1 protein-coding gene and 1 pseudogene are annotated in these 1,299 nt (G+C 61.0%); both read right to left on the reverse strand.

Translation table 11 applies throughout. The features are described 5' to 3' along the window. Positions 1 to 155, reverse strand: a pseudogene (locus tag EN893_RS39660) (elongation factor Ts); the annotation flags it as partial. A 109-nt stretch (positions 156 to 264) separates the two neighbouring features. Then, a complete protein-coding gene (gene rpsB / locus EN893_RS34275; RefSeq protein WP_127269021.1) occupies positions 265 to 1,053 on the reverse strand; it encodes a 30S ribosomal protein S2 in 789 nt (262 codons plus the stop codon). Positions 1,054 to 1,299: the final 246 nt, after the last annotated feature.

Genomic DNA, 1,299 nt, shown 5'->3' on the forward strand with positions numbered 1-1,299 from the left:
GCCTTCTTGTCGGCCTTGGAGATACCCTTCTTGCGCAGCCAGTCGACGGCCTCTTCCATGTTGCCGTTGGTCTCGGTCAACGCGGCCTTGCAATCCATCATGCCCGCGCCGGTCAAGTCGCGGAGTTCTTTGACCTGTGCAGCCGAAATGCTCATTGTCGCCTCTTTGTTTTAAATGCACCGACGCACCATCGGTATTCGATGGTGCGTCTGTTTAGCGTGCCAGAATATGAGAAAGATGAAGGCCGCAACCGGCCTTCGATTATCAAGCTTCGGGAGCTTCCGACGCCGGGGCCGGAGCCGGGTCGAGCGCGGGTTCGACCGGAGCTTCGACCGAAGCGCCGATGTCGACGCCGAGCGCGCCCTGCTGGCGGGCGATGCCGTCGATCGCAGCCTTGGCGATCAGATCGCAATAGAGCTGGATGGCGCGGGCCGCGTCGTCATTGCCGGGGATCGGGAAGTCGATCTTGTCCGGATCGCAGTTCGAATCGATGATGGCGACGACCGGGATGCCGAGGCGCTTGGCCTCGAGGATGGCGATCGCTTCCTTGTTGGTGTCGATGACGAACATCAGGTCGGGCGTCGAGCCCATGTCCTTGATGCCGCCCAGCGCCTTGTCGAGCTTCTCGCGCTCGCGGTCGAGGTTCAGGCGTTCCTTCTTGGTCAACCCTTGCGCCTCGCCGGCCAGCATCTCGTCGAGCTTGCGCAGGCGCTGGATCGAATTCGAGATCGTCTTCCAGTTGGTCAGCATGCCGCCGAGCCAACGCGAGTTGACATAATACTGAGCCGAACGCTGTGCAGCATCGGCGACGATCTCGGACGCCTGGCGCTTGGTGCCGACGAACAGCACGCGGCCACCCTTGGCGACGGTGTCGGAAACCTGCTTAAGCGCCTGATGCAGCAAAGGCACCGTCTGCGACAGGTCGATGATGTGGATGTTGTTGCGGGCGCCATAGATGTAGGGTGCCATCTTCGGGTTCCAGCGGTGGGTCTGGTGGCCGAAGTGAATGCCAGCTTCCAAAAGCTGGCGCATGCTGAAATCAGGCAGTGCCATTCAAAGTTCCTTTCCGGTTAGCCTCCACGGACACAGGCATTTTTGGACTTTGTCCTCGAACGCCACCGGAGGTTTCAGCCGGATTTCTCCCGGGCAGACACCAAAGTCCGTGTGTGGAATGAGCGCGCATATAGAGGGGATGCGCGATAAACGCAAGCGCCGCGGGATCTGTGATGCGGCGTGCGACGATCCGCGCCCTGCCGTCAGCGCTTTATCTTCCCGTTCGGCACTCGCACTCGCCGGAAG

Origin of the sequence: Mesorhizobium sp. M7A.F.Ca.CA.004.04.2.1 (genome assembly GCF_004022825.1) — a bacterium.
GTDB lineage: Bacteria > Pseudomonadota > Alphaproteobacteria > Rhizobiales > Rhizobiaceae > Mesorhizobium.

Coding starts and splice junctions, on each gene's coding strand:
- rpsB (WP_127269021.1), bottom strand. CDS start 1,053: ATGGCACTGCCTGATTTCAGCATGCGCCAGCTTTTGGAAGCTGGCATT.